The 2348-nt window shown below is 38.3% G+C and carries 2 protein-coding genes; both read right to left on the reverse strand.

Annotated elements, in window-relative coordinates; genetic code table 11:
- The coding region (locus tag BZG84_RS16080; protein ID WP_274533692.1) for a helix-turn-helix domain-containing protein at nucleotides 1–410 on the reverse strand (410 nt) is incomplete at its 3' end.
- A gap of 123 nt (nucleotides 411–533) precedes the next feature.
- Complete coding sequence (locus tag BZG84_RS16085; RefSeq protein WP_077678496.1) at nucleotides 534–2327, reverse strand: glycoside hydrolase family 13 protein; 1794 nt, start codon at nucleotides 2325–2327, stop codon at nucleotides 534–536.
- Nucleotides 2328–2348: the final 21 nt, after the last annotated feature.

Genomic DNA, 2348 nt, shown 5'->3' on the forward strand with positions numbered 1-2348 from the left:
TCCGTTTTCAAATATACTTCGACCTGAGCCTGACTTAACACTTCTTTTGCTTTTTGAAGCAGATTTTCATATCCAGAAATATTATAAATAAACTCTTTTTCTTCATGAAGCATCATTCGCGAGAGTTCTTTCTTCAGAATGTGAATATTTTCTATCGTTTTCTTTTCAATCTGACTCAATATCAGATCAGGAGACTTGGCTTCATACTCTTTTGTCTCACCGTCCAGCATAAAAATACAGCCATTGCTGTATAGGTTATCAATAGAAGAATAAACAGATGAACGTGAAAGAGAAATATCTTTCGCTATCTTATATCCACTCGCTCGACCATTCTTTAACAAATTAATATAAACAAGAGCATCGGTTTTAGTAAAACCAAAGTCCATCAGTTTTGTAACCAGTTCTGTCACGTTACACCCTCTAAAGTTTTTACGCCATTTATACTAGTAAGGATACCACTCCTAATCGACTATTTGTGCATGATTATTTTAATAATAGCGCACCAAAAGGTGCGCTGTAGCACACTTCTGTAACTAAAAAATATCGTTATCCTTCATTCCAGAAATATAAAACCCGTACTCTGATAGTTGTAGTTCATTACCCTTAAACTCCACAGTCACGACTTGTTCTGAATTATTTATTAATATATCCGTATTACCTCTAGAGTAGGCAATGACATTCGGCTGTTCTAGATGGTACCAATGAATTTCTGGAACATTCCATTCGGGGTGGGATTTTCTCATCACAATTAATTTATGGATAAAGGATTTAAAGTCTAAATCTTGTTCATTTTCATCCCAGATCATACACTTACGATTATTTTCCTTTCCCATCCCTCTGCGTCCATCCATACCGATTTCACCGCCATAGTAAATACATGGGGAACCAACTTGAGTAAACATAAATAGATAGGCTAGACGAGCTTTGCGCTTATCTCCGTTACACAGACTAAGTAAACGTGTTGTATCATGGCTTTCGAGCAAATTAAACATCGCTTCGTTTACATTTTTTGGATACATGAGGTACGAGCGAGTAACTGCGCTCATGAATGTTTCTTTGTCGTAATCGTGAAGAGCAAAGTAATCGGTAATCGCTTGTGTTAATGGATAGTTCATCAGAGAATCGTACTGATCACCACGTAACCAAGCCATTCCCTCGTGCCAGATTTCTCCCAATATATAACAATCAGGTTTAATCCCTTTAACAACTCGGCGAAAATCTCGCCAAAACTCGTGATCGACTTCGTTAGCAACATCCAAACGCCACCCATCAATATCAAACTCTTCTACCCAGTATCGGGCAACCTCGAGAAGATACTGGCGACACTCTTCGTTTTCGGTATTAAGCTTCGGCATTTCTATTACATTGCCGAATGTTTCATAATTAAAGTTCCAGAAATCCCACTCACTTTTAGGTCTATCTGGATAAACAGGAAAACTGTTTATCCAGAACCAATCAGCATAACGAGAATTTTCCCCATTCTTTACCACATCTAACCATAAAGGAGAACGATCTCCGACATGGTTAAATACCGCATCCAGCATTACTTTCATACCACGACGATGAGCTTCTTTGACTAAGGCATGAAACGCCTCATTACCTCCAAAATGAGGATCGACATTAAAATAGTCGACTGTATCATATTTGTGATTGGCATTGGCTGTAAATATAGGGCAAAAATATAAACCGTTAATACCAAGATTTTGGAGATAATCTAGTTTTTTTATCACTCCCCATAAATCCCCTCCCATAAAGTTGTCTACCGTTGGCTTGCTGCCCCAAGGTTGAACATTTTTTGGCGATAGATCAGGTCGCCCGTTAAAAAAGCGTTCCGGAAAAATCTGATACCAAATTGTTTCTTTTACCCAACCTGGGGTTTTGAGAACATCTTTAGGATTAATATAAGGAAAACAGAAAAAGTTACTCAGATTACTAAGCTCACTTTCAGCAGTTTTTGGGTCTTTAATATCGACGCAGCGTTTCTCTCCAAATAATAGTTTTTCATTTTCTTTACCGTACAAAATAAAGCCATAACGACTACGGCGTTTTGGCGGTTTAAATTCAGCAAACCAATGATCATGGTATTCCGACTGACCTTCTAAAGTCATCGAAATCTCATTTCCGCCAATCCAGCCATGCGCGTCACTGCCTCCTAGATTACCACCGTCCAGGCCTCCTTCCGCCCAGTGATACGGATCACCTATCCATAACACGACTTTCTCTAATTCGTCTTTCGCAGTACGAAAACGAATGTGTAATGTTTCATTATCATAGGCGTAACTGTCTGCACTTTTAGCTAAATGTGCTAATGCACTTTTTGTAATCATATATAATCCTGATTATTATTC

Origin of the sequence: Salinivibrio sp. PR932 (genome assembly GCF_001996125.1) — a bacterium.
In the GTDB taxonomy this organism is placed as follows: Bacteria; Pseudomonadota; Gammaproteobacteria; order Enterobacterales; family Vibrionaceae; genus Salinivibrio; species Salinivibrio proteolyticus.